This is a genomic window from Mesorhizobium sp. BR115XR7A (genome assembly GCF_020165315.1).
GTDB lineage: Bacteria > Pseudomonadota > Alphaproteobacteria > Rhizobiales > Rhizobiaceae > Mesorhizobium > Mesorhizobium australicum.
Genome location: NZ_JAIUHW010000004.1, coordinates 340,301 through 362,792, shown reverse-complemented (window position 1 = coordinate 362,792; position 22,492 = coordinate 340,301). Strand labels below are relative to the sequence as shown.

Below are 22,492 nucleotides of genomic sequence, written 5' to 3'. Positions count from 1 at the left end.
GGCGTCCAATCCTCGCGGTCGGTCAGTGGGCGTGGTGTTCGGCGTTCCTCTTGCGGGTCGCCGCCGCCTTCTTTGCCGATTCGGACCGGCTGGCGGCCGATCGGGAAGCGGACGCCTTTCCGCCGCTTTTGCCGCCCTTGTGCGCCGCTGGGTGACCTGTGTGCTTGCCACGCCCGGAGCCGCCTTCCTTCTTGCCGCCACCATCGTCCTTGTTGACCGTCGCCCATGCGCGCCGCTCGGCTTCCTTGTCGGAGACGCCACGCTTCTCGTAGCCTTCGGCAATATGGTCGGCCTTGCGTTCCTGCTTGTCGGTGTATTTGGATTTATCGCCTCGGGGCATGATCGTTTCTCCTTCTCGATGGAGGTTGAACGCCAAGTCGGCGCCCGGGTTCCAATCGCGGTCAGCCTTGCCCGACACACCCTGTCGCGGGGCTGTTGCAACAAGGCAGATTCAACCGATCGCGAACCTGACCACCGCCGCCAGGATCAGGATGCCGACCAGTCCTGCCACGAAGATGATCCGGCGCGTGCGGGTTCGCAGGATGATCTCGCCTTGCGAAGCCTGGCGCGCGGAGAAGACAGGTCCATTTTCGCCGCGTCCGTCTTTGTCGTCTTTGCCATGCCGGTCGTCGCTCATGACCGCCTCCTGTCGGGCTGTTACGCCTCTGGCGCCGTCGCGGGTGCCGTGTAGCGCCGCCGAACGGCATCGAGCACCCGTTTCCGGCTCTCGTCCGCCGAAAGCTTGCTGTCCTTTTCCGCCTCGGCGGTTTCGCGGGCGAGGTCCTTGTCCCTGATCTGGTGGCGGAACCATTTCGAATAGTCGCCCGCGCGCAAATGGAACTCCCAGGTCTTGTCGTCTATGCCTTCGGCCATCTGAGCAAAGATCATCAGATTATGGGCCCTGAGGTTCATCGCGTCGTCGGGACCGCGGAAATAGAAGCTGCCGGTCTCATCGAGTTGACCCTCGGCATATTTACGGCTGTGGCGCTTGAGCGACTGGCGAGGTTCTATGACCTTGACCGTCGTGAGTTTTTTGCGCGCCCCCGGCCGCCAGAACAGAACCCGATCGCCCTTGGGCGTGGGAATGTCCTTCGGCGGCTCGATGCCGGTCTCATGGCAGAAGGTCTTCACCACGTCCTTCGCCTTCGGGCCAAGGGCGATGACGGCCGTCATCAGGCGCAGGGCGTCGGTCGAAATCGCCTCGGGATGGACGGTGATCAGGATCGTGCCCGGCAGTTCCAGGGAGAGCACGGCGCGGGTGTCGTCGCGCCGCTTCGGAAGAAGATGGTGCGCTTCGTCGATGACCAGCCAATGCGGCCTTGCGGTGCGGCGGCGGAAACTGCCAAGGCCAGGCAGCAGGTCGGCAAAGAAGTCTGGCCGTTCGTTGACACGCAGCGCCAGCCCATTGACGACAACATTGCTGTCGGCCTTGGCGATCAGGTCGAGCACCTGCGCCTTTGTCGGCGCGCTCGATGCATCCCCCAGCCGAACGGCGCCCTCGAGGCCGTCATAGTCACCCTCCGGGTCGAAGACGCAAAACTGAAATTGGCTGTCGACGAAGCGTTCCGTCAGTGCGGTGGCCAAAGTGGATTTGCCGATGCCCGAACTGCCGGCGATGAGCACGCTTTCGGTCGGCGACAGATAGATGTCATCGCCACCGGACGATCCCAGAACAATCCCGCCATGACGCTTCGGCACGATCCCGTGGTCGCTTTTTATCAGCTTCGCGATCAGTTCCTCGACGCCTTTGCCGCGTGCGCCGCGCGTAACCAGGTCCGCGGTGCTTTTGACCGCGGGAATGGCATTGTCGACCGCAACGCTGCAGCCGCAGGCCTTCAGGAAGGCGTGATCGTTCTCGGCGTCGCCGATACCCACAACATTGTGCGGCGACAGGTGAAGGTCCTCGAGCGCGGCCGCCAGACCGGTGGCCTTGTTGACGCCGCTCGGCAGGATCATCACCGCGCCCTTGTTGAAGATGATTTCGAGTTCGAGCCCCATCTTCTTGATGACCTCGAGCACGGTCGCCTGATGCGGTTCCCAGGTGGCGACGATCGACCGTCCCACGGAAAGTGGCTTCACCCCCTGCTTTTTCAGCCTGGCGACGAATTCGGGCTCCGGCGATGGTGAGATCGCCCGCTCTTCCTCGCTGGCCGGTGTGTAGATCAAGGCGCCGTTTTCGGCGACGACCTTGTCGAACAGGCCGACATCGGGAAACACGCGCTTGAGGTCGGGCAACTCGCGGCCAGTGACCAGAAGCAGTTTGCGGCCACTTTTCTTGAACCGCTCCAGTGCCGCGAGCGTCTTGTTGGAGACCGTCCCGTCATGTGCGAGCGTCCCGTCATAGTCGGTCGCCAGGGCAATGAAATACATTGCGCTGACCTCAGTAGCCGCCGACGATCGGCAGGATCTCGCCGGTGATGTAACTCGAGCAGTGCGGGGAGGCGAGGAAGACATAGGCGGGAGCCAGTTCCTCCGGTTGGGCCGGCCGTTTCATCGGCGTGTCGGCGCCAAATTTCGAGACGTCGTCGGCTTCCTTGTCGGACGGATTGAGCGGCGTCCACACCGGGCCAGGCGCGACCGCGTTCACCCTGATGCCCTTGGCGATGAGGTTGCCCGAAAGCGCGCGCGTGAAGGCATGGATGCCGCCCTTGGTCATCGAATAGTCGACCAGCTGCTTCGAGCCTTCTATGCCGGTAACCGAACCCGTGTTGACGATCGCCGAGCCCGGCTTCATGTGCGGCACGGCTTCCTGCGCCATATGGAAATAGCCATAGAGATTGGTCTTCAGCGTCGTGTCGAAATGTTCTTCGGTCAGGTTGCCGAAGTCGCTGCAATGGATCTGAAAGGCGGCGTTGTTGACCAGCACGTCGATGCGGCCGAATGTTTCGACCGTGGTCGCCACGGCATCGTGGCAGTCCTGGCGTTCACTGACGTCGGCCTTCAACAGGATGCAGCGTCGGCCTTCTTTTTCGACAGCGGATTTTGTCTCCTCGGCGTCCCTGTCCTCGGCCAGGTAGACGACCGCGATGTCGGCGCCTTCGCGGGCGAACAAAACCGCGACCGCGCGGCCGATACCCGAATCGCCACCAGTGATGAGAGCCACCTTCCCTTCGAGTTTCTTTGATCCGACATAGTAGGGTGCATCGTAGAGCGGAGCAGGCTCGATCGCCGCTTCATGCCCGGGTTTCGCCTGATGTTGCTTGGGGAAGGGCGGCTCGGGATAGGGGCGCGCGCCCGCCTGCATGGCGTGCTCCGCCTTTCCGTTGCGCTTCGATTTGTCCTTGGCATCGATGCCGCGCTGGATATGGCGCTGCTTGGCGACTTCACCGGCCGTTTGTGATTTCGTCTGCATGGTCGTCTCCTCGGCTGAAGAAAGTTCAACGCGCGGCAGGCCGGCGGTCTGCGCGGCGCATGGCTTGTCAGAAGGTATCGCCCCCGTCCGCGTCAGTCCTTGACATAGGCGCCGGGTTGGCGGCCCGACCTTGGAGCCTTCGCGTCCTTCGAGTGCTCGGAGATCGCCGGGCCCGCGCCGGATGTCTTCTCCGTTGCGGGGCTGGGCGTCGCCTTGCGAGGCGGGTTCTGTCCTTCTGACTGGTGTGTCTCTTCATTTGTCTGATCCGCCGGTCGCGTAAGCCCCATTCCGCCTGCCGGCGGCTTGTTGCCCGCTGCGTCAACCGAGAAATCATCGTTCGGATCCGGGCCGGTCCTGGCGGGATACTTCCGTGCGCCCGTTTCATATTCGGTTCTGTCGCGTGCCATGGCTTCCTCCGTATTTGGCTGAACGGAAAACAGCCGCCGGGCGATCAGGTTCCGAACAAACGGTGATGGTCCCCCTTTTCGCCACCGGTCGCATCGCCCTTCGCGTGCGACGGCTGCCAAGTGCATCTGGATCGGGTGACGTCATCACCCGGCATGCAGGCGGGCGATCTGGCTCCCCGGGAGAAAAATCTTTTCCGATTTCGTCCCACGGCGACCGTGAATTCCTTTTGTTCGGCAGCAATGTCTATAAAAACTATGGACATTGGCAAACTGGTTCGAAAAGATCGCAGGGCATCCATCATGACCAATCCGGCCATTGTCGGCTTCTCCGGCAATTTCACGCGGCCCTCCAAGACCCGTGACTTCGTGGACCATATCGTGACGGAGATCGCCGGACGCTACGGCCTCGCCGCCAGCACCCATGACATCGTCGATCTCGGTCCCAGCCTTGGCAATGCCAAAGCCACTCGGGACCTGGACGAGCAGGCCCGCGCCGTCCTCGAGCGGATCCTGACCGCCGATGTCCTGGTGGTCGGCTCGCCCACCTACAAAGGCAGCTATACCGGGCTGTTCAAGCATTTCTTCGATCTCGTCGATCCGGCGGCCCTCAGGGGCAAGCTGGTGCTGCTGGCGGCGACCGGCGGCGGCGATCGCCATGCATTGATCGTCGAGCATCAGCTGCGGCCGCTGTTCGGCTTTTTCGAAGCCTTTGCGCTGCCGACGGCCATATACGCCTCGGAGAAAGATTTCGCTGATGGCGTGCTGGCATCCGAAGCGATCCAGACCCGCATTGGCCTCGCCGTGGACGATGTCGGTCTGGCGCTCTTCGGCCGGCAGCGCGCCAGGATAGCCGCCGAGTAGCGTGCTCGGAACATATCCCGCTCCGACCGCTGGCGCGCTGAGGCGCTTGGCTGAAGCCCGGCCGTTGAACGCGCCTGCGCGCCGCAGGGCGACCTGCAGTGCACCGGTCGCAATCAGCGGGCGCTGATGCTCCGCATGCATGGACGACCACGCCCGAAGATTGTCCGATGCCAAGACCGGAGCATAGCGGCGTGCTCTTCCGTTATCGGCCGAACCGGTCCTTCACCCGGCCCGAAAGGATCGCCGCCCTGACGCCAAGCGGCCAGAAGCGGTGGAGCCGGATTGGCTTCAGCCCCGATATCGGCATCGGGAAGGCAGTGGTCTCGTCGCCGCGAAGGCGGTTTGCCAGCGCATTGCCCATCGCCGAGGCCATGGCAACACCGCGGCCATTGTAGCCAAGGCAGATCAGCACGCCGTCTTCCGGCTCGTGAACGTGTAGAAGATGGTCCTTGGTGACCGCGACCCGGCCGTTCCAGCCATGTGTCCACCCCGCTCCAGCAAGCGCCGGCCAGAGCCGTAGCGCATAGTCGGTGAGATAGCGGATGGCGGAAGCATCGCCGATGGGCCTCATCGGTCCCCGTCCGCCCATGAGGAGCCGGTTCTGGACGTCGATGCGGTAATAGACGGTGATGTTGCCGGCTTCGTAGACGACCGGCCTTTCGGGAAGAATTGCGGCCGCGACCGTGGGCGACAGCGGTTCGGTCGCTGCGATGGCGCTGAACACCGGAACCAGCGACTGCTCCAGGCCAGGCCACAAGTTTCCCGTGTAGCCGTTCGTCGCCACAAGGACCTTCTCGGCGCTGACGGATCCGTTTGCGGTCTCGAGGAGCCAGCGCCCGGCCTGCCTGCTGAGCGAGAGAACCTCGCTGCCGCCAAATATCCGCGCGCCGGCCTTCCGCGCGGCGGCCGCCAGGCCACGCGCGTATTTCAAGGGATGGAGGTCGCCGCCGCGAGCATCGAACATGCCGAACATGTATCTGTCCGTGCCGGTTCGCGCCGCCATCGCTTTTGCGTCAAGCAAGCCGACCGGCATCCCCCGCCGCTCGCATTGGTTGGCCGTGGCCCGCACCGCGGCTGCCGGCTGCGGCCGGATGGCCGCGCGTATGGTGCCGTTCTGCCGGACCTCGCAATCGATCGACAGGCGCTTGATGAGGCTGAAGGTGAAATCCGGAGCACCGTAGGAGAAGTCGATCATCCGCGACCCCAGCTCGGGGCCGAACATGGCTTCGATCGTGTCGGGATCGTATTTGAGGCCGGGATTGACCTGGCCGCCATTCCTGCCCGAGGCTCCCCATCCCGGCTGATAGGCCTCGAGCACGCAGACGTCGTCGCCGGCTTCGGCCAGATGCAAGGCAGTCGACAGGCCGGTCAAGCCAGCGCCGACAATGGCGACCCTTGCCCGCTGCGCGCCGGCAAGGGAGGGGTAGTTGCCGGTGCCGCCAGCCGTATCGCGATAGAGGCTCCGGGGCGGGCTGCTTTCGTTCATGGACGAGGCTCTCACGACAAGGCGGCCGGCTCGAGGGGCACGATAGCTTTCAATGGCCGATATCCCGCACGCGCGGCAGACCCAGACTTTCGTGTCGGGTACGCCAGGCAATTCTGCTTGCTTTCGGGAGGTTACGACATTTGCGACAGGGCTGCTGCCCGTGGCATCTCGTATGAAGAGCCAACTACGTGATCCCGGTGCGGCGGCTGACGTCTCGTTATCGCAATCAGCTTTGTTTGTATATGCTTGTATATGTAAGTCGATCTGGTAGTCTCTGGGCTATGGAGCGGCCAAGGAGGATCACATGCGCGACGCTTCTCTTTTCGACCTCTCCGGCAGGAAGGCGCTTGTCACCGGCGCCAGCCGTGGCATTGGCCGCAGCATCGCCGGGGCGCTGAGCGCGGCCGGCGCCGACGTCGCGGTCACGGCGCGTAGCCTGGACTCGCTTGACGAGACGACGGCGGCCATCCGGGCGGCCGGCGGGGTTGCGCACGCCATTGCGCTTGACGTGACCGATGTCGACCAGTGCCGCACGGCCATCGCCGAGGCAGCCCGCCTGCTTGGCGGCTTCGACATTCTCGTCAACAATGCCGGAGTGGAAGAGGTCCGGCCCTCGCTCGACGTTGACGAGCCGCTGTGGGACCGGATCGTCGATACCAATCTCAAAGGGGCGTTCTTCTGCGCCCAGGCGGCGGCACGGCAGATGCGGGACGCCGGGCGGCCCGGCGCCATCATCAACCTCTGCTCGTTGACTTCAGAAGTCGGCATTCCGACGGCGGTGCCATACGGCTCGTCCAAGTCGGGCCTGCTTGGCATGACCCGGGCACTGGCAGCGGAATGGGCGCAGCTTGGCATCAGGGTCAACGCCATCGCCCCGGGCTATTTCAGGACGGCGATGACGGAGGTGTTCTACGCCAACGAGGCGTGGCGGCAATCCATGCTGGCCAAAATCCCGCAGCATCGTTTCGGCGATCTGCGCGATCTGCACGGCGTCGCCGTGTTCCTTGCTTCGGATGCCTCAGCCTACATTACCGGCCAGTCCATTCCGGTGGATGGCGGTTTCCTCGCATCGATCTGAGGCGGCTCGCCCAGGTTAGAGAACAAAGTCTTCCGCAATGTGACCGGCCGGCGCATTGCTCTGAACAGAAGGAGCACCCATGTCCGACATCAGCTTCCACGATCTGTCATCCCTCGATACCACGAAACGGGCCGGTCTGCTGAAACGCGCCGAGGGCGATCTGTCGGCCTTCGTCGAAAAGGTCCGCCCGATCATCCAGGCCGTCAGGGAAGAGGGTGACGCCGCCCTGATCCGTTTCGCCAGGGAGTTCGACAAGGCCAATGTGAGGGAGGGCGGACTGAAAGTGTCGGAAGCGGAGTTCGATGCGGCCTTCGACAAGGTCGAGAAGGAAGTCGTGGAGAGCATCAGGTTCGGCATCGAGAATATCAGGCATTTTCATGAAGAGCAGAAGCCGGAGACCATGTGGCTCAAGGAGATCCGGCCGGGCGCCTATGCCGGCGACCGGTATACGCCCATCGCATCGGTCGCGCTCTACGTGCCGCGCGGCAAGGGCGCCTTTCCATCGGTGACGATGATGACGTCGGTTCCGGCTGTGATTGCCGGCGTGCCGCGGATCGCGATCGTGACGCCGCCAACCTCGGATGGTTCGGTGGACGCGGCCACGCTGGTCGCCGCTCGCCTTGCCGGCGTCGGGACCGTCTATAAATGCGGCGGCGCGCAAGCCGTTGCCGCCGTCGCCTACGGCACCGAGACGGTTAAGCCGGCGCTCAAGATCGTCGGCCCGGGCAGCCCCTGGGTGGTGGCGGCCAAGAGCGTGGTGTCCTCAATGATCAATACGGGCCTGCCGGCCGGACCGTCGGAGGCCATCATCTTTGCCGACGACAGCGTCGACGGAGGCCTTGCCGCGCTCGACCTGCTGATCGAAGCCGAGCACGGGCCGGATTCTTCAGCCTATCTGGTGACGCACAGCCGAAAGGTCGCCGAGGCAGCCCTTGCTGCACTTCCCGACCACTGGTCGCGGATGACCGAACAGCGTGTGGAATTCTCGCGCGCGGTGCTGACCGGAAAGCGCGGCGGCATCGTGCTGACGGCGTCGCTGGAGGAAAGCTATCGCTTCATCAACGACTACGCGCCCGAACATCTGGAAATCCTGTCGAAGGAGCCGTTCGCGCATCTCGGCCACATCACCGAGGCGGCCGAAATCCTCATGGGCCCGCATACGCCGGTGACCCTTGCCAACTTCGTCCTCGGGCCGAATGCGGTGCTGCCGACCAGCCGCTGGGCGCGAACCTACGGGCCGCTTTCGGTGACGGATTTCGTCAAGCGCTCTTCGGTCGGCTATGTCACCTCGGCCGCGTATCCGGAACTGGCGCAGCATGCTCGCCGGCTCGCCCGCTACGAGGGCTTCAGCTCGCACGAAAACGCGGTCTCGGAAATCCGCGACCGCTATCTCGCCGGCTGAGCGGAGACGATCGCGATGAAGGCGGCACGACTTTATGGACCGGGCGACCTGCGCGTCGAGGACATCGCCGCGCCAGGCATTCCCGATGCCGGCTGGGTAAAGCTCAGGGTCGATGCCGCCGGCATCTGCGGTTCGGACCTGCACAATTTCCGCACCGGCCAATGGATAAGCCGGGCGCCCTCGACGGCGGGCCACGAGTTGACCGGCACGGTGATCGCGCTGGGCGAGGGCGTCGATACCATTGCCGTCGGCGACAGGGTCGTCGCCGATTCCCGTTTCTGGTGCGGAGACTGCGCGCAATGCCGTGCCGGCAAGCGGCATCTCTGCGCTGCGCTGGGCTTCGTCGGCGAAATCTGCGACGGCGGCTTTGCAGAACAGGCGGTGTTGCCCGCACGTCTGCTGCATGTCATCGACGCCAGCCTTGACGAGCGCGTCGCGGCAATGGCCGAGCCGCTTGCCGTCGCGCTGCATGCGGTGCGGCGTCTGCCGAAGACGGCAGGTTCGGTTCTGGTCGTCGGCTGCGGGCCGATCGGCGGTCTTGCCGCGCTGTTGCTTTCGCGAACCTTCGCCGGCACCGTGCTTGTCGCCGATCGCAACCAGGCGCGCTGCGCCCGCGTGGCGCGGGTGACGGGCGCCACGATCGTCGATCTCGATCGCGATGCCATTGCAGCCGCGACCGCCAATGCCCCGTTGCTGGCGGCCGTCGAGGCGACCGGCAGCATCGCGGCGTTCGGCCAGTTGCTCGGCGTTCTTGATCCTGGTGGCGCGATAGCGATGGTCGGCATCTTCCATGGCCGCCTCGACATCGATCCCAATGTTCTTGTCGAACGCGAGATCGCGTTGCTCGGCTGCCATGCTTTCGCGGACGAATTGCCCGACGCTGTCCGGATGCTGGGTGAGCTGGGTGAACCGCTGCTGGCCCTGGTCGATTGCGAGATCGGTCTGGACGACATTCCAGCCGCCTATGAGCGGCTGTTGGCGGGAAGCAGCGATGGCTTGAAAACAATCATCCGCATGCGGCAACCTGCCGGAAAGGGTTTTTGAAATGATCGATTTGCCCGATACGGCGAGCCCCCTTTACGAGAAGGTGAAGGACTACATCCTGACCAATATCGGGACGGGCCGGTGGGGCAAGGACCGCAAGCTGCCGTCCGAGAATGAGCTGGTGGCCTCACTGGGCGTGTCGCGGATGACGGTTCACCGGGCTCTGCGGGAGCTGACCTCGGCGGGATTCCTGATCCGGCTGCAAGGTGTCGGAACGTTCATCGCGCCGCCCCGGCCGCAGTCGACGCTGATCGAGATCAACAATATCGCGGCGGAGATCGTCGAGCGCGGCAACAGCCACCGCTCCGAAGTCCTCGTTCTCGAAACGATGATGCCGACCAAGGAATTGGCACTGTCGTTCGAGTTTGCGAAGCGGGTTTCGATCTATCACTCCGTCGTTGTCAATTTCGAGAACGACTTGCCGGTGCAACTGGAAGAGCGTTTCGTCAATCCGGGCCTGATCCCGGACTACGACAAGCAAGACTTCACCAAGACGGCGACCTATGACTACCTGATGCAGAAGACGCCGGTGACCGAGGTCGAGCATATCATCTCCGCCATCCCGGCCGCCAGGGAGACGGCACAGCATCTCGGCATCGATGTCGGCAGTTGCTGCCTTCTCCTGCATCGCCGGACATGGACGGGGGCCATCGTGGCCACGGTCAGCAAGCTGACCTATGCCGGCAGCCGCTACTCGCTCGGCAGCCGCTACTCGCCTTCCAAAGCGAGCTGAAGGCGACGGGAGCGAGCTGAAGGCGACGGGCCAATGCAAGCCGCCGAGCTGGATCAACCTGAAATTTGAGTCTCTCCAACTTGTATATGCATGTATGTATTTCAGCCTTGACATCCGCTGCCGCTGCCGCTGAAATATGTCAGCGCTTCAACCATGAAGTGGCGGGCAAGACGCCGAGGCACAGTGCCGCAAGAGCAGAACCCCGCAGTCTCACCAGACCGGATGCCTGGGTAAAAAGCGGTCTGATCATCAAGGGGAACGAAAGATGACGCTTAACCTAGCAGGACAATTTCGCGCGCTCGTGATGGCCGCCGCGATCGGGCTCGCCACCGCCCCGGTGGCCCACGCAGCCGATGCTGCCATCCCGACGACACCTGAAGCTGGATCGTTCAAGATAGGCATCGAGCCCTGGCTTGGATATGGTCAATGGCACGTCGCCGAGGCCAAGGGACTGTTCAAGACAAACGGTCTGTCGGACGTCCAGATCGTCAACTTTGCCGAGGACAAGGACATCAACGCGGCGCTCGCAAGCGGCCAGCTCGACGCCGCCAACATCGCCACCCACACGGCGATGGGCATGGTTGCGGCCGGTCTGCCAGTGAAGATCGTGCTGCTGCTCGATGTCTCCATGACCGCCGACGCCATCGTCGCCGGCAAGGATGTCACCTCCATCGCCGATCTCAAGGGCAAGCAGGTCGCTTTCGAGGAAGGCACGACGAGCGACATCCTGCTCAAATACGCGCTCGCCAGGAGCGGCATGTCGGTCGCCGATATCCAGCCGGTTCCGATGCCTGCCGCCGACGCCGGCGGCGCCCTGATCGCGGGCCAGGTGCCGGTCGCGGTCACCTACGAGCCCTACCTCACTGTCGCCATGGCGCAGAACAAGGACGTCAAGCTGCTGTTCACCGCCGGCGAGGATCCCGGCCTGATCAGCGACGTGCTGGTGGTGCGTGACGAGGTGATCAAATCGCGACCCGGCCAGGTGCTGGCCGTGATCAAGAGCTGGGACGCCGCGCTCAAGGATTATAACGCCGACACCCCCGGCGGCCGCGCCATCATCGCCAAGGCGGTCGGTTCCGACGTCAAGGACCTCAACACCGCTTTCGACGGGGTGCGCTACTATTCGCTCGCCGAAAACAAGACGGCGCTCACCGGCGAGTTTACCACCAAGACATTCGCCGATGTCGAAGCGGCCGCCAAGAACGCCAAGCTTCTGCAGGCCGATGTGACGCCGGAGCAGATGATCGATCCGTCCTTCGTCAAGGCGGCGCAGTGACGAGATCCGGATCGCGGTGGTAACGCGGATGTCCGGGGAGCCTCCCGCGAAAACCGGCTTGGCCCGCCCGGCACGAGCGCCCGCCGCAACACAGGCAAGGCGACGCCGATCCTCCGGGATCGGCGTGCCCATCGCCCGGTCGCGTTTCCTTGCGATAGCGGTGGCCGTCTTTGTTGGCCTTGGCCTTGCCTGGTGGGCAGCGACCGGGCTGGGATGGGTGAAACCCATCTTCCTGCCGTCGCCGGGCAGCGTTGCGACCCAGATCGCCAAGCTCGCCGCCGACGGCACCTTGTGGCTCGACCTCAGGGCTTCGATGTACCGCATTTCCATCGGCTTCCTCCTCGCCTCGGCACTGTCCATACCGATCGGCGTGCTGATCGGCAGTTTCCGTTCCTGGGAGGCGGCCATCGAGCCGCTGGTCGATTTCATCCGCTACATGCCGGTTGTCGCCTTCGTGCCGCTCTCCATCCTGTGGGCCGGCACCGGAGATACCCAGAAATTCCTGATCATCTTCATCGGCACTTTCTTCCAGCAGGTGCTGATGATCATGGACAATGTGAAACGGGTTCCCGCCGACTTCATCGGCCTTGGGCGCACGCTCGGCCTGCCGGACCGCAAGATCCTGACGCGCATCGTCGTTCCCAGCGCCTTGCCGGGCATCTGGGACACGCTGCGCATCAGCCTCGGCTGGGCATGGACCTGGCTGGTGCTGGCCGAGCTCGTCGCGGCGACATCCGGCCTCGGCTATCGCATCACCGTGTCGCAGCGCTATTTCCAGACAAACACCATCATCGGCTACATCCTGCTGCTTGGCGTGCTTGGCCTCATCACCGATCAGGTCATGAAGGCCCTGGAGAAGGTGCTGTTTCGGCAGGAAGGCCACCAGCAATGAGGAACCGCCGGTGACTGTTCCCAAATTGCGCATCGCCGGTCTCGACAAGAGCTTCGGCACCGGCGAGCGGCGCACGCAAGTGCTGCGGGACATCAATCTCGACCTCGCCGACAACGAGTTCGTCTCCCTCGTCGGCACGTCGGGCTGCGGCAAGAGCACGCTGCTGTCGATCGTCGCTGGACTGCAGGATTTCGACGCCGGCGATCTCAGCATCGATGGCGCGCCGATCCTGCAGCCGGGCCTCGACCGTGGTGTTGTCTTCCAGTCCTATACGCTGCTCCCCTGGCTGACGGCGCGGCAGAACATCGAGTTTGCTCTCAAGGCCGCCGGCTATGATCGCGCCGCCTGCCGCGAGATCGCGCTCGAGCATCTCGACCTCGTCAAGCTCACGCAAAGCGCCGATCGCTTCCCGTCCGAACTGTCGGGCGGCATGAAGCAGCGCGTCGCCATCGCGCGCGCTCTCTCCTATCGCCCCAAAATGCTGCTGATGGACGAACCCTTCGGCGCGCTCGATGCCTTGACCCGACACCAGATGCAGGAACTGCTGACCCAGATCTGGGAGGAGCACCGGCTCACGGTGCTGTTCGTCACGCATGACGTGGAGGAGGCCGTTTATCTATCGGACCGCATCGTCGTCATGGGGATCGGCCCGGGACGCATCATGCAGACCTTCAACGTCGACATCGAGCGCCCGCGCCGGGAAGAGGTCATGGAGACCCCGGCCTTCATGGACTTGCAGCGCGGCGTGCATAAGGCCATCCGCGAGGCGTCGAGACGTCCCGAAATGGCGTGATGCCAGCAACCTTCGTCGGCTCCGGCGGTCAGGCGTTAGGGGCCGTGGGGACCGCACAGGCCGAGCGTCCACTGGATGGTTCCACAGAAGTCGTCGGCACGGCCCCGGTAACTGCCGTAGCCATTGTAGTAGCTGTCCATCCAGTCGTTATTGTCGGCCGAATTCTCGCCGGTCCAGCCCCTGCCGACCCAACCGTCACGGTGGCCGCGTCTGCGGTTCGCGGCGTGCGCGTGGTCATTATGGGCGGCGTTGACGCGGACATAATGGTGCCTGGTGACGGCGGCATCGGCCACAGCGGTAAACGGGACGGCGCTCGCGGCCAACAACACCACGAGGGAGCCGAGGAATACGCTTCGCTTTCTCATCAGCATGTCTCCTTGCCATTCGAGACATATGGGAAAGAACGCCCGCCTCGCTGCACACGTTTCTTCACGAAATCGGGACGGCGCCCGCTGAAATGGGCAGTGTTTGTCCGCGGCACTCGCGGTGCCGGTCAAGATTTGTTGACTTCCAGCGAAGCGGAAATGACTACCGCTCGCCGATTTGCCGGATCACAAGAGGGCCTGCGATCAGGCCCGGCTGGCCGGCAAGGCAATCTTGCCTTTGAACCGGGACAAGCCACTTTGGCCGATAGAAGCCATCTGCATGACGGGATTGACCAGAGCATTGGAACAGCCTCAATTTGCCACCGAGCGCGACCCGAGGCTGCGGCTGATCATTCCGATCATCGTCGCCATCGCGTTTTTGATGGAGCAGCTCGATTCCACCATCATCACCACCGCGATCCCGGCAATAGCGCAAAGTCTCGACACGACGCCGGTCCGTCTGAACCTTGCGATCACCACCTACATCTTGACGCTCGCCGTGTTCATCCCGGTCAGCGGTTGGTTTGCCGACAGGTTCGGCGCGCGCAGGGTGTTCGCGCTGGCGCTTTTCACCTTCACCCTTGGCTCGGCGCTGTGCGGCATGGCCGACAGTTTCGGCATGCTGCTGGCGATGCGTGCCCTGCAGGGGCTGGGCGGCGCCATGATGACGCCGGTCGGCCGGCTGATCCTGCTGCGCAGCTTTCCGCGCAGCGGCCTGATCACCGCCATGACCTATATGACCCTGCCGGCCATCATGGGGCCGGTCATCGGGCCGCTGCTCGGCGGCCTGCTGACCACCTACGCGTCGTGGCGCTGGATATTCTATGTCAACGTGCCGTTCGGCTGCCTGGGTATCGTTGCCGCGCTGCGCTTCGTCGACGACTTCCATGGCGAGGCGGTGCAGCGTTTCGATGTCCCGGGCTTCCTGATGGTGGGGTTTGGCGTGGCACTACTGCAGTTCGGGCTGGAGAATATCGGCCGGCCGGTCATTCCGGGGTCCGCGACGGTGCTGGTGTTGGCCGCGGCCGCGTTGCTGCTGCTTGCCTTCGGGCGCTATGCACGCCGCGTCGTGGCGCCGGCTGTCGACCTGACGCTGTTTCGGTTCCGCTCGTTCTGGGTCGGCACGCTGGCGGGCGGCCTGTGCCGCGTCGGTCTCAACGGCGTGCCCTTCCTGGTACCGCTGATGCTGCAGGTCGGCTTCGGCATGAGCCCGGCCACATCAGGCTCGCTGACATTCGTCGGCAGCTTCGGGGCGCTGCTCATGCGGCCGCTGCTGTCGCCGCTGCTGCGGCGCTTTGGCTTCGGTATCGTGCTGGTCGGCAGCGCGCTCGTCGGCTCCGCCACCGTTGCGGGCTTCGCCTTGATGGGTCACGATACGCCTCATTGGCTGATCGGTTTCTATGTCTTTCTGTTCGGCATCGTTCGCTCGGCGCAGTTCATGACATCCAACACCCTGTCCTACGCCGATCTGCCGGCCGACAAGCTCAGCCGCGCCACCAGTCTTGGCGGCGTGCTGCAACAGCTCAGCGTGTCGCTTGGTGTCTCGATCGCCGCCATGCTGCTGGGTCTGATTGCGGGCGAAAGCCACGTCCTCACGCCGGAACGCTTTCACCAGGTGTTCCTGCTGACCGCGATCATCCCGCTGCTCTCGATTCCGGGCTTCCTGTACCTGCGCGCCGAAGACGGCGTTCAAGTTAGCGGCCACGTCAGGGGATCTCGCAAATAGGTCGTGTCGGAGGCATCAGGCAATCCGTCGGCTCGCACCCTGCCGGCACCGGCTCACGTCGCTTTGCCGACCGAAGCGTCCATTCCCATGTCTTCCTCGGAAATGTCGTCGAAGGAAGCGTAGTTCATGTTGTAGAGGCGGGCGTAAAGACCTTTTCTCTTCATCAACTGTTCATGGTTGCCGCTTTCGACGATCTCGCCATTCTGCAGCACGATGATGCGGTCGGCGCCCCTTATGGTCGCCAGCCGGTGCGCGATGACCAACCCGGTGCGCCCTTCGAGCAGCTTGACCAATGCCTTCTGGATCAGCATCTCGGTGTAGGAATCGATGCTGGCGGTGGCTTCGTCGAGCACCAGGATCGTGGCGTCGGCCACCAGCGCCCGCGCGAAGCTGATAAGCTGGCGCTGGCCGAGCGAGAGATTGCCGCCGCGCTGCTCGAGTTCGGTGTCGTAGCCGTCAGGCAGTTGCTCGATGAAGTCGTGCGCGCCGACGGCTTGTGCGGCGCGGACCACCTCTTCGCGGCTGGCGCCGGTCTTGTGATAGCGGATGTTCTCCAGCACCGTGCCGGAGAACAGGAACGGCTCCTGCAGCACCATGGCTACCTGATCGCCGAGCGAATCCTGCGTCAGGTCGCGCACGTCATGGCCGCCGACCAGGACCTCACCCGACCAGACATCGTAGAAGCGGTGCACCAGCGCCATCGAACTCGACTTGCCTGATCCGGTCGGCCCGACAAGCGCGACCGTCTCGCCCGGATTGACGCGGAAGGAGATGTTCTTCAGCACCGGCTGGTTCGGCCGGTAGCCGAAGGTGACATTCCGGAACTCGACCGAACCGTCCATGTCGCGCGACAGCGCCACCGCATTTTCCTTGTCGCTGACATCCACGGGCACGTCGAGCACTTCGGAAATGCGCTGGCCCGACGCCATGGCGCGCTGCATGACGCTGTATTGCATGGTGAGCGAGCGGATCGGGTCGAAGAAGCGCTGGATGTAGAACAGGAACGCCACCATCACGCCGATATCGAGACTGTGCGACAGCACCATCGACCCGCCGACGACGATCACGGTCGCCATGGCGATGCCCGTCAGTGTGTCGACGATCGGCACCATCACCTGCGCATATCTCGCCGACCGCAGATGGGCGTTGAGATTGGCCAGCACCTTCTCGTCATAGAGATCGAAATTGACGTGCTGGCGTTCCAGGCTCTGCACCGTACGCGCGCCGTGGATGCCTTCGGCCAGCGCCCCGTTGGCGATGGAGTTGGTCTCGTGCGCGGCCATGAAGGCGACCTTGGCGCGCGGCAGCCAGAACAGGCGTACGATGAACAGCGCCGGCATGGTCGACAGCGTCAGCAGCCCGAGCCGGAAGTCCAGCCACAGCAGGACGGTGACGATGCCGAACAGAAGCACGATGTCGCCAACCGACATCACGGACGTCTCGAGGAATTCCTGCATCGAATTGACGTCGCCCTGCAGGCGCGACATCAGCCGGCCGACCTCGGTCTTGTCCATGAAGCCCAGAGAGACACGCTGCAGGTGGCTGAACATTGCACGGCGCAGGTCGGACAGCACGTTCTCCGCCACCTTGCCGACGACGCTCTCCTGGACATGGCTGGCGGCGTAGTTGATGAGGATGATCACGGCAAAAGCGGCGATCGCGGTGGTCATCACCGAACGGTCGAGCCTGCCTGGCGCCATGCCGTGATCGATGGCGTAGCGGATGACCAGCGGGATCGCCAACTGCGTCAGCGTGAACACCAGCACCGCCGCGACCGAGATGAAGATCCGGCCCCGATATGGTCTGACGAAGCTCCAGATGCGCCTGACGATGCGCGGATCGTAGGCCTTGCCGAAGACCTCTTCCTCATCGCGGTGCGAGCCGACGACGGCCTTGGTCGGGCGTCGGCTTGTGTCTTCCTTCTCGTCGTCCTGTGTCGACATCAGGCGGCTCCCTCGAGCCGATCGTCGTCCGGGCGCAACTGCAGGTCGTAAAGCGCGCGGTAGCGTCCGCCGAGCGCCAGCAATTCCTCATGCGTGCCGCGCTCCACGATCTGGCCGCCCTCGACGAACAGGATCTGGTCGGCATGCATCAGCGAACTCAGCCGATGCGAAATGATGAGCGTCACGCGATCCCTGGCGAAGCGCTTCATCGCCGCCCGGATCCGCTGCTCGGTGCCGGCGTCGACCGCGGCCGTGGAATCGTCGAAGACCAGCACCGATGGTCTTAGCATCAGGCTGCGCGCGATGGTCAGGCGCTGCCGCTGGCCGCCGGAAAGCGAGGCGCCGCGTTCCCCCACGACCGTGGTGTAGCCGGCCGGAAGCCCGATGATGTAATTGTGCAGCTGGGCATATTCGGCGGCCTGGCCGATGCGGGTCTCGCGCGCCCAGGGATTGCCGTAGGCGATGTTGTTTTCGATCGAGGTGGTAAACAGGAACGCATCCTGCTGCACGACGCCGACCGCCTTGCGCAGCGATTGCAGCGTGACCTTGCGGATGTCCTGTCCGTCGATGGTGATCGCGCCCGAGGTCACGTCGTAGAAGCGCGGGATCAGGTGCGCGATGGTCGACTTGCCGCTGCCTGGCGGCCCGACGATGCCGACGGTCTCGCCGGGCCTTGCTTCGAAGGAAACGCTGGAAAGCGTCGGACGCTCGCCCGCGCCCTCATAGCGAAAACCGACATTGTCGAAGCGCAGCACGCCCTCGGCGATGACGAGCTCCCTGGCGTCGGGCGCGTCCTCGATGTCGAGCTCAGCGTCGAGCAGTTCGAACAGCCGCGTGCCACAGGTCGAGGCGCGCGCGAAGGAGTTGACCATCAGGCCGAGCTGGCGCACCGGCATCTGCAATATGGTCATGAAGGTGAGGAACTGGGCCAGCGTGCCGACGCTGATCTGACCCGCGATCACCTTCTGGCCGCCGAACCACAGCACCAGGCCCATGGCGGCGAGGAAGGAAAAATTCATGGCGCTGGTGTTCGAGACGCGGATGTCGACGCGCTCATTGGCTAGGTCCAATGCGTCCCGTTTGGCACGGTCGAATTTTGCCAGCTCATGCCGTTGAGCCGCGAAGGCGCGCACGACACGGATGCCGCCGAGATTCTCATCCATCACCCGGCTCAGCACCGACAGCCGCTCCTGCAGCGTCAGCCAGGTGCTGCGCAGTCGGAGCTGCGTCACTGACGAGCGCCAGGCAACAAATGGCACGAAGCTGAGGCTCAACAATCCGAGCACGAGATCGGTGCTGATCAACAGATAGGCGCCGACACCGATCAGGACGCCAAGCAGCACCACGCGCAGGATACCGGTCGAAAAGAACATGCGCACGCCGTCGAGGTCGAGCAGCCCGAGGGTGATGAGATCGCCGGTATGGACCTTGTCGTGGAAGGAAAAGCTCAGCCGCTGGATCTTCTCGTAGAAGGCGAGCCGCAGCTCATAGCCTGTCCGGTGGCCGACGGCCTCGCCATAGTAATTCTGCGCCATGGTGAAGAGGCCGCGCAGGATGCTGACGACCAACAGCGTCAGCGCCGTGTTCCACAGCGCCCGCTCGGCCGCGGTGCCGGCGCCCGCCGCCATCACCCCTTGCGCCTGGTCGATGGCGCGCCCCAGGAGACGCGGAATGAAAAGCTGCAGCGTCGCCGCGATAAAGGTCGAGATGAGGGTGATGGCAACCTGCCAGGGATGGCGCAGCGTCATGCGCACGATGCGCAGCAAGGTGCTGAGGCCCTTGCCCCAGGAGGCTTCCGCCACATGGGCAAATGATTTGCCGCGCTTGGCCGCGCTGGTCGCATCAGTGTGCAAGGAAATACCAGACCAATCCGGACATTAGCCCGAACGAATGTAGCAGACTCAATCAGATAGCGCGATTTTACGCGCGTCCGACCTGCCTGTTCAAGGGACCAATGGCGGCATCGCACTGTACCTGAAACCGGCAAGATCGTGTCGCAACTCGCCGCTGGTCTGCCGCCGGTGATCGATCTCGCGCCGTTCCCGGCGGATAGGTTCTGATTATTCAAAGCCTGCCGGACCAGCAGGACTCCGCTCTTGCACGAAGGAAACCGACGTGATCGCAAATGCCGACACCCGCGCCGTTGAACCGGTCGATCCGCAACGCGCCTACACCGTGCTGGTCTGCGATCTGATCGGCCTGCGCTTCGACGCCGACGGAAAGCCCGACCCGTCGGAGGTGCGTGCGCATATCGAAGCCAAGGGCGGCCGCTTTCATGCGGCTGCGCTTGGCGACAAGGCCGCTCTCGAATCTGGCCGCGTGCATTTCTTCTATCAGCCGGACCTCAGCACCCGCGAAGAGCTGATCGAAGTCGCCGGCGATGGACGTTATGATGCCGTCATTGCCGCCGCGACCTTCCTGCCCGCCGAAACCGTCTTTCCGCTCGCCGGCGTCCGCATCGGCGCCGGCACCGGCAATATGGGTTCGCATTCCTGGGGCGGCGGCAGCGGCGAAGGCGGTACGGCCGTGCTGATGAATACGCCCGGCATCAACAGCCGCGCCACGGCGCAGATGGTGATGAAGGCGATCCTGAAAGTGCTGCCGGATCTCCCGGTTGACTTGCTTCACAACCGGGTGGCGCGTGGCGCCTTCGACACCGGCAGGGAGCTGCGCGATTTCCCGACCGAAAAGCTCGAAGGCAAGACGATCGCGATCGTCGGCTACGGCAATATCGGCAGGGAGGTGGCCAAACTTGCCCGGGCCTTCGGCATGCGCGTGGTGATCCACGCACGGCCCCGGCATCGGGACTGGATAAAGGCCGAAGGCTTTGTCTATGCGGCGGACCTCCTCGATGCGGCTGATGGCGCCGATGTGTTGAGTGTTCATGTCGGCTTGGGCAAGCAGGATGCGCAGACCGGCCGCTACGCCAATGCCGGGCTCATCGGCGCGGATGTCCTGTCGCGCATGAACAAAGGCGCGGTGCTGGTCAACTACGATCGCGGCGAGCTTGTCGACGTTGCGGCCCTCGGCGAAGCCTTGTCCTCGGGCAGGATGCGTCATGCCGCGATCGATGCCGACCTGTTCAAGGATGCCGCGACCGGTCGCCTTTCCGGACCGATGCTGCCCTATCTGAGCCTCGTCGAGAAGCACAGCGGAAAACTCGGGCTTCTGCCGCATGCGGCAGCCGATACGGATCATCCCTCGCGCGTCGCCGGCGCCAAGCAGGCCGTCGACCAGATCTTCGATGTCATCTGCCGAAAGTCGGTGACGAACGCAAAAGGCAGCGTGCCGCCGGCCTATCTTTCCCTTGGAGCAACCACGCCTCCAGGCATTGGACCGGTGACCTCCGGCCACCTCTTGAAACTGACCGCTAGCGAATGTTCCGAGCTGGCGGATCTCTGCGGTCGGCAAGGCCGGTTGTGGAAGGCTCTCTCCGATAACTCGCCTGCCGAGCGAGGCGCCGTTGTCGCCGAGCAGGGCGAGGACCTTGTCCGGTTGATCGACCGCTTCTGCCTTCTGGCCGAGAACCTCAATCTCAGAGGGCCTTTCCAGCGATAAGTCGGAACTCAGTCTCGAGGACCCGCCACCATCCGGGCGACCCGCGTCATGTCCGCGCTCATCTCGCGGTCGTCGTCGAGCGGGCTGACGAGCGCACGCACGGCGGCGTAGGTGCGCCGTGGTCCTTCGCCCATACTGTCGACGACGCCGCGCAACTCCACGCCCGTCGCCGCGAAGATCAGCTCCATCGCCACGAGATAGCGCAGGCGTTCGACAATCTCGGCTGTCTTGGCCACCACCCGTGGTGCCATCGACGACTGGTCCTCGATCCCGTCCGATACGGCAAGCGGGCTGAGCGACATCGGGTTGGCCAGATGCCGGATCTCGGCCTCCAGCGCGGCAAGCGGTTTCTGCAATTCGGCGTAGCCCTGACGGCTGCCGCCCCTGGCCGACAGGAAGCGCGGGAGTTCCGCCACCGTCGGCGACATCAGCTTCATGCAGCGATTGGCGGTACCCACGGCGCAATGCGCAAGCGCTTGGCCGAGCTGCTCCCAGGCCAGCGTCATCGCGGTGAGGTCGAAATTTCCGTTCGAGACGACGCGTCCGTCCTCGGGTAGGATCACCGGGTTGTCGCCGGAATGGGCCAGTTCGATCTCCGTTGCCAGCTTCGCCTGTTCGAACGCATGCAACAGGCCGCCCCACACCTGCGGCACGCAACGATAGCTGAGCGGATCCTGGAGCCGCCGCGCGGCGTTCTCCCTCCAGAGCCCGCTTCCAGCGAGTTCCGCCCGCAGCCGCGCCCCGATCTCCCGCTGGCCGAACGCCGGTCGCGCCGACAGCGCAGCTTCATCGATGGCGGTGAGTGACGAGCGGAACGCTTCGTGGTTGAGTGCCACCGCGGCCAGCGACCAGTCGATGAGGTGGGCGACATCCTCCAGGCAGAGGCAAGCCGTGCCGGTCGACAGGCTGTTGGCGACGATGATGGCATGGCCATCCTTCTCGCGCAGGTCGAGCCGTTCGAGCCCGGCGAGCGCGAGCGCCTCGGCCGACGGCATGATCCTGCCCTGGAACTCCGTCTCGCCGTCGCCGCGCAGCGCTCGCGCCATGTGGCCGAGATGGGCAAGGTCCGCCGCTCCGATCGATCCCCAGGTCGGGATCACCGGATGGACGCCGGCGTTGAGTGCCGCCACAAGGCCCATCACCACGCGTTCGGAAGTGCCGGTGCCGCCGGCGGCCATTCCCGAAATGCGCGCGGCCATCAGCGCGCGGACCGCCTCGGTGGGAAGGGCCGGGCCGATGCCCATGCTGTGGCTGAGCGGCACGCTGTGTTGGAAGGCGATCAGATCGGCCTGCGCGAGCGGCGTGTCGACGCAGGCGCCGAGGCCGGTGGTGACGCCGTACATCGGCTTGCCGAGTTGCGTCAGCTGCTCGATGAGCGCGCGGCTCGCCCGGATGCGGCGCATCGCCTCCTCGCCCAACATCAGCCGCGCATTGCGCCGCGCGATCTCGGCGACATCCTCGATGCCAAGCGGCTTGGCGTCGAGCAGTATCATTCGGGCTGTCATGTCTCGCCTGTATCCGTGACCGTATGCCCGGGCCGACGGCGCGGCGGGCGTCGCCGTTTGTGGCGGCTTAC

Annotated in this window: 19 protein-coding genes; 10 read left to right on the top strand and 9 right to left on the bottom strand. The window is 64.2% G+C overall.

The genetic code is table 11. The features are described from left to right. Nucleotides 1–22 precede the first annotated feature (22 nt). From LB557_RS11175 to LB557_RS11160, 4 genes are all read right to left on the bottom strand, one after another. Nucleotides 23–340, bottom strand: coding sequence for a hypothetical protein (locus LB557_RS11175; protein WP_015319105.1), 318 nt, complete (start codon nucleotides 338–340; stop codon nucleotides 23–25). 111 nt (nucleotides 341–451) lie between these two features. Next, nucleotides 452–637: a hypothetical protein gene (locus LB557_RS11170; protein WP_140617515.1), complete on the bottom strand. Its 186-nt coding sequence runs from the start codon at nucleotides 635–637 to the stop codon at nucleotides 452–454. 20 nt (nucleotides 638–657) lie between these two features. Then, entirely contained in the window at nucleotides 658–2,370 is a 1,713-nt protein-coding gene (locus LB557_RS11165) for an HAD-IIB family hydrolase (protein ID WP_140661608.1), read from the bottom strand. 10 nt (nucleotides 2,371–2,380) lie between these two features. Next, the gene (locus LB557_RS11160; protein WP_224644203.1) at nucleotides 2,381–3,352 is read right to left on the bottom strand and encodes an SDR family oxidoreductase; all 972 of its coding nucleotides are present in this window, start codon (nucleotides 3,350–3,352) and stop codon (nucleotides 2,381–2,383) included. Nucleotides 3,353–4,059: 707 nt separating this feature from the next. On the opposite strand from LB557_RS11160, the gene msuE reads away from it, so the two are divergent. Further along, complete coding sequence (msuE, locus tag LB557_RS11155) at nucleotides 4,060–4,620, top strand: FMN reductase (protein ID WP_224644215.1); 561 nt, start codon at nucleotides 4,060–4,062, stop codon at nucleotides 4,618–4,620. Nucleotides 4,621–4,822: 202 nt separating this feature from the next. Here the strand turns inward: msuE and LB557_RS11150 are convergent, their stop codons facing one another. Then, nucleotides 4,823–6,106: an NAD(P)/FAD-dependent oxidoreductase gene (locus LB557_RS11150; protein ID WP_224644205.1), complete on the bottom strand. Its 1,284-nt coding sequence runs from the start codon at nucleotides 6,104–6,106 to the stop codon at nucleotides 4,823–4,825. Between the two features lie 304 nt (nucleotides 6,107–6,410). Here LB557_RS11150 and LB557_RS11145 point away from each other — a divergent pair, with 304 nt between their 5' ends. The 7 genes from LB557_RS11145 (at nucleotide 6,411) to LB557_RS11115 (ending at nucleotide 13,324) form a co-directional block, all read left to right on the top strand. Next, entirely contained in the window at nucleotides 6,411–7,184 is a 774-nt protein-coding gene (locus LB557_RS11145; protein WP_224644206.1) for an SDR family NAD(P)-dependent oxidoreductase, read from the top strand. Between the two features lie 79 nt (nucleotides 7,185–7,263). Continuing rightward, nucleotides 7,264–8,586 carry a histidinol dehydrogenase gene (gene hisD / locus LB557_RS11140; RefSeq protein ID WP_224644208.1) on the top strand — a complete coding sequence of 441 codons (1,323 nt, stop codon included), beginning with the start codon at nucleotides 7,264–7,266 and terminating at the stop codon, nucleotides 8,584–8,586. Nucleotides 8,587–8,601: 15 nt separating this feature from the next. Further along, a complete protein-coding gene (locus LB557_RS11135; protein ID WP_224644210.1) occupies nucleotides 8,602–9,630 on the top strand; it encodes a zinc-dependent alcohol dehydrogenase in 1,029 nt (342 codons plus the stop codon). 1 nt (nucleotide 9,631) lies between these two features. Next, nucleotides 9,632–10,363, top strand: a complete 732-nt coding sequence (gene hutC / locus LB557_RS11130) for a histidine utilization repressor (RefSeq protein WP_224644212.1) — start codon at nucleotides 9,632–9,634, stop codon at nucleotides 10,361–10,363. A gap of 265 nt (nucleotides 10,364–10,628) precedes the next feature. Then, a complete protein-coding gene (locus LB557_RS11125; protein ID WP_224644213.1) occupies nucleotides 10,629–11,639 on the top strand; it encodes an ABC transporter substrate-binding protein in 1,011 nt (336 codons plus the stop codon). A gap of 28 nt (nucleotides 11,640–11,667) precedes the next feature. Then, nucleotides 11,668–12,531, top strand: coding sequence for an ABC transporter permease (locus tag LB557_RS11120; protein WP_041163526.1), 864 nt, complete (start codon nucleotides 11,668–11,670; stop codon nucleotides 12,529–12,531). A 10-nt stretch (nucleotides 12,532–12,541) separates the two neighbouring features. Continuing rightward, on the top strand, nucleotides 12,542–13,324 hold the full coding sequence (locus LB557_RS11115) for an ABC transporter ATP-binding protein (protein ID WP_015319092.1): 783 nt from the start codon (nucleotides 12,542–12,544) through the stop codon (nucleotides 13,322–13,324). Between the two features lie 35 nt (nucleotides 13,325–13,359). Here the strand turns inward: LB557_RS11115 and LB557_RS11110 are convergent, their stop codons facing one another. Further along, the gene (locus tag LB557_RS11110; protein WP_224643382.1) at nucleotides 13,360–13,689 is read right to left on the bottom strand and encodes a hypothetical protein; all 330 of its coding nucleotides are present in this window, start codon (nucleotides 13,687–13,689) and stop codon (nucleotides 13,360–13,362) included. A 280-nt stretch (nucleotides 13,690–13,969) separates the two neighbouring features. Between LB557_RS11110 and LB557_RS11105 the strand changes: the two genes are divergently transcribed. Further along, nucleotides 13,970–15,415 (top strand): DHA2 family efflux MFS transporter permease subunit, encoded by a 1,446-nt coding sequence (locus tag LB557_RS11105; protein ID WP_224643383.1) that lies wholly within the window; start codon nucleotides 13,970–13,972, stop codon nucleotides 15,413–15,415. A gap of 53 nt (nucleotides 15,416–15,468) precedes the next feature. Here LB557_RS11105 and LB557_RS11100 read toward each other — a convergent pair whose 3' ends face one another. Beyond that, nucleotides 15,469–17,358, bottom strand: coding sequence for an ABC transporter ATP-binding protein (locus LB557_RS11100; protein ID WP_224643384.1), 1,890 nt, complete (start codon nucleotides 17,356–17,358; stop codon nucleotides 15,469–15,471). Beyond that, nucleotides 17,358–19,211 carry an ABC transporter ATP-binding protein gene (locus LB557_RS11095; RefSeq protein WP_224643385.1) on the bottom strand — a complete coding sequence of 618 codons (1,854 nt, stop codon included), beginning with the start codon at nucleotides 19,209–19,211 and terminating at the stop codon, nucleotides 17,358–17,360. Before LB557_RS11095 ends, LB557_RS11100 begins: the two co-directional genes overlap by 1 nt. A gap of 262 nt (nucleotides 19,212–19,473) precedes the next feature. On the opposite strand from LB557_RS11095, the gene LB557_RS11090 reads away from it, so the two are divergent. Further along, on the top strand, nucleotides 19,474–20,916 hold the full coding sequence (locus tag LB557_RS11090) for an NAD(P)-dependent oxidoreductase (RefSeq protein WP_224643386.1): 1,443 nt from the start codon (nucleotides 19,474–19,476) through the stop codon (nucleotides 20,914–20,916). Nucleotides 20,917–20,924: 8 nt separating this feature from the next. Here the strand turns inward: LB557_RS11090 and hutH are convergent, their stop codons facing one another. Continuing rightward, a complete protein-coding gene (hutH, locus tag LB557_RS11085) occupies nucleotides 20,925–22,421 on the bottom strand; it encodes a histidine ammonia-lyase (RefSeq protein ID WP_224643387.1) in 1,497 nt (498 codons plus the stop codon). Nucleotides 22,422–22,492: the final 71 nt, after the last annotated feature.

Excerpts from the sequence above, each read along its gene's own strand:
- LB557_RS11175 (WP_015319105.1), bottom strand. The coding sequence starts at position 340 with ATGCCCCGAGGCGATAAATCCAAATACACCGACAAGCAGGAACGCAAG.
- LB557_RS11170 (WP_140617515.1), bottom strand. The coding sequence starts at position 637 with ATGAGCGACGACCGGCATGGCAAAGACGACAAAGACGGACGCGGCGAA.
- LB557_RS11165 (WP_140661608.1), bottom strand. The coding sequence starts at position 2,370 with ATGTATTTCATTGCCCTGGCGACCGACTATGACGGGACGCTCGCACAT.
- LB557_RS11160 (WP_224644203.1), bottom strand. The coding sequence starts at position 3,352 with ATGCAGACGAAATCACAAACGGCCGGTGAAGTCGCCAAGCAGCGCCAT.
- msuE (WP_224644215.1), top strand. The coding sequence starts at position 4,060 with ATGACCAATCCGGCCATTGTCGGCTTCTCCGGCAATTTCACGCGGCCC.
- LB557_RS11150 (WP_224644205.1), bottom strand. The coding sequence starts at position 6,106 with ATGAACGAAAGCAGCCCGCCCCGGAGCCTCTATCGCGATACGGCTGGC.
- LB557_RS11145 (WP_224644206.1), top strand. The coding sequence starts at position 6,411 with ATGCGCGACGCTTCTCTTTTCGACCTCTCCGGCAGGAAGGCGCTTGTC.
- hisD (WP_224644208.1), top strand. The coding sequence starts at position 7,264 with ATGTCCGACATCAGCTTCCACGATCTGTCATCCCTCGATACCACGAAA.
- LB557_RS11135 (WP_224644210.1), top strand. The coding sequence starts at position 8,602 with ATGAAGGCGGCACGACTTTATGGACCGGGCGACCTGCGCGTCGAGGAC.
- hutC (WP_224644212.1), top strand. The coding sequence starts at position 9,632 with ATGATCGATTTGCCCGATACGGCGAGCCCCCTTTACGAGAAGGTGAAG.
- LB557_RS11125 (WP_224644213.1), top strand. The coding sequence starts at position 10,629 with ATGACGCTTAACCTAGCAGGACAATTTCGCGCGCTCGTGATGGCCGCC.
- LB557_RS11120 (WP_041163526.1), top strand. The coding sequence starts at position 11,668 with ATGTCCGGGGAGCCTCCCGCGAAAACCGGCTTGGCCCGCCCGGCACGA.
- LB557_RS11110 (WP_224643382.1), bottom strand. The coding sequence starts at position 13,689 with ATGAGAAAGCGAAGCGTATTCCTCGGCTCCCTCGTGGTGTTGTTGGCC.
- LB557_RS11105 (WP_224643383.1), top strand. The coding sequence starts at position 13,970 with ATGACGGGATTGACCAGAGCATTGGAACAGCCTCAATTTGCCACCGAG.
- LB557_RS11100 (WP_224643384.1), bottom strand. The coding sequence starts at position 17,358 with ATGTCGACACAGGACGACGAGAAGGAAGACACAAGCCGACGCCCGACC.
- hutH (WP_224643387.1), bottom strand. The coding sequence starts at position 22,421 with ATGACAGCCCGAATGATACTGCTCGACGCCAAGCCGCTTGGCATCGAG.